2 protein-coding genes are annotated in these 2,352 nt (G+C 43.8%); both read left to right on the top strand.

The genetic code is table 11. The annotated features are described in order from the left end of the window. A partial coding sequence (istA, locus tag VSQ61_RS22550; protein ID WP_334346561.1) for an IS21 family transposase occupies positions 1–1,438 on the top strand: 1,438 nt, incomplete at its 5' end. After that, a complete protein-coding gene (locus VSQ61_RS22545; RefSeq protein ID WP_289415372.1) occupies positions 1,428–2,195 on the top strand; it encodes an ATP-binding protein in 768 nt (255 codons plus the stop codon). The genes istA and VSQ61_RS22545, both read left to right, overlap by 11 nt. Positions 2,196–2,352 lie beyond the last annotated feature (157 nt).

The following is a 2,352-nucleotide window of genomic DNA, read 5'->3' as shown; positions in this document are numbered from 1 at the left end:
ACAATCGAACAAATCATGGGATGATATTTCTGAATGGGATGACGACAGGCTTTATGCACTGTTCTATCCGGATAAGTTTAAATATAAACCCAGATATGCTCCGGTTGATTATTCTTACGTCCATAGAGAGTTAAAGAAGACAGGCGTCACAGAAAAGCTCCTTTGGGAAGAATACTGTGCCAGATGTGAGAAAGACGGGGTGAATGCATGTTCTTATATAACATTTGCCAAAAATTACAAGAAATTTACGGCAGATAAAAACTATACAAGCCACATAGAGCATAAACCCGGATTAGAGGTTGAAGTCGACTGGTCAGGTCCGTCAATGAACTATATGGACCCTGATACCGGTGAGCGTGTAACGGCATACCTGTTTGTTGCAACAATGCCATACAGTCAGATGATCTATGTGGAAGCCGCAACAAGCATGAATGAAAAAGCATGGCTTTCCTGTCATGTGAACATGTTCCGGTTCTTTGGCGGCACACCAGTAAAGATTGTCTGTGATAACCTGAAAACCGGAGTGACCCTGCATCCTAAAAGAGGCGAGATCATACTAAATGAGGCCTATCTTTCCCTTGGCGAGTATTATTCCGTTGCCATCATGCCTACAGGTGTCAAAAAGCCGAAGCAGAAAGCAAGCGTTGAAGGTTCTGTGGGTAAGATCGCCACGGCTGTCATCGCAAAACTCAGGAACGATGTATTCACATCATTAGCCGCATTAAATGCTGGTATCCGGAAAGCAGTAAAAGAATTCAATGACAAGCCGTTCCAAAAACGCCCCGGCAGCCGCCGGAGCATCTTTGAAATGGAAGAAAAGCCATATCTGAGAACCCTGCCGCTTATCCCCTATGAAGTCTGTGAATGGTCTTATGGGCATAAAGTTGGCAGCAACTCCCATATATGGTGGAACAAAGGCCAGTACTCCGTTCCATACAGATATATCGGCTGCAAGGTAGATGTCAAATTTAACAGCCATCTTGTATTTATCTATTATAACAGAACAGAGATAGGAAGACATCAGATACTTCCCAGACATATGGCAAACGGCATGCGGACAGAGCCGGCTCATCTGCCATTCCCGCTTCGGAAAAATCTGTCAGTGGATGCCCTGCGCGACAGGGCAAGGGAAACAGGCCCCAAAACCTTTGAAGTAATCCGCAGGATGTTTGACGAGGCAAAAGTAGAAGAACAGCCCATGCAGACAGCAGGAGCCATACTTTCCATAGCTGACATCTATTCACCCCAGATCCTTGAAAAAGCATGTGATAAAGCGCTCAGGCAATACCATATGCCTTATTATAAGACCATCTATTCCAATGCAAAGAGCATAAACAGTGAGAAGGAACTTACAGAGTTTAAGGAAAACAATAAAAAATCCGGAATTGTCAGAGGCGCGGATTACTACAGAAAAGGAGAGACAACAAATGAACATTGAAATAAAAAAGAGTTTATCTGTATTGGAACTTGGCGACCTTGCAAGGATCATAGAAATGCAGGAAAAAGATATAAAGCTTGTGGATCTAAGCTACGAAAAGCGTTTGGAACTGCTCCTTGAAACGCTGATACAGGAACGGGAGAACAGGCTCATAAACCGGCTTATCAAAAATGCCTATTTTAAATATCCTTCCGCAAGCATCGAGTCACTGGATTATGATGCAAGGCAGATAAAAAAGTCCACGATTCTGAATCTCGCCACAATGGGATTTGTTGCCAATGCAACAAATCTTGTCATCACAGGACCGACCGGTGCGGGAAAGACTTACCTTGCATGTGCCCTTGGCGTGGAAGCATGCAGACAGACTTACAGGGTTTTGTATATCAGGATGCCTGACCTGATGCGTAACTTTGAGAACCAGAACGACAACCTCAGGGAACTTACAAAATACAGGAAAAGGATCGGTAACTATCAGATCCTCATCCTTGATGAATGGCTGAATTATAAACTTACTGAAAAGGATGCCAAGAACCTCTATGAGCTGTTTGAACAACGCAGTGGTAATAACTCAACAATCTTTGTCGGACAGTATCCTGTGGATGAATGGCATAACAGGCTCGGCGGAGGGACGCAGGCGGATTCCATCATGGACAGGATTATCCATAATGCCTATGAAATCCCTACAAATGAAACAAACCTGAGAAAGCTGTATGATTCAAAGAAGCTCAAAAGGCTTGTTGACGAGATAGAAGCATAATCATCTGAACATCATTAGACCTAATATTGCCTCTGTTGTATTTTCAAGCGACAGGGGCAGTATTACTATATCTTGTGTCTGAGGTGGCTCTCAAGGAAGAAATTTCCGGGTGGCTCTGAAGCGGGAAACTGGTGGCTCCCAAGGGGGATAATATTCA

Source organism: Candidatus Merdisoma sp. JLR.KK006 (assembly GCF_036941035.1).
GTDB lineage: Bacteria > Bacillota > Clostridia > Lachnospirales > Lachnospiraceae > Laedolimicola.
Note: the sequence above shows the minus strand (reverse complement) of the source record. Positions and strands in the feature narration are given on the sequence as shown.

Coding starts and splice junctions, on each gene's coding strand:
- VSQ61_RS22545 (WP_289415372.1), top strand. CDS start 1,428: ATGAACATTGAAATAAAAAAGAGTTTATCTGTATTGGAACTTGGCGAC.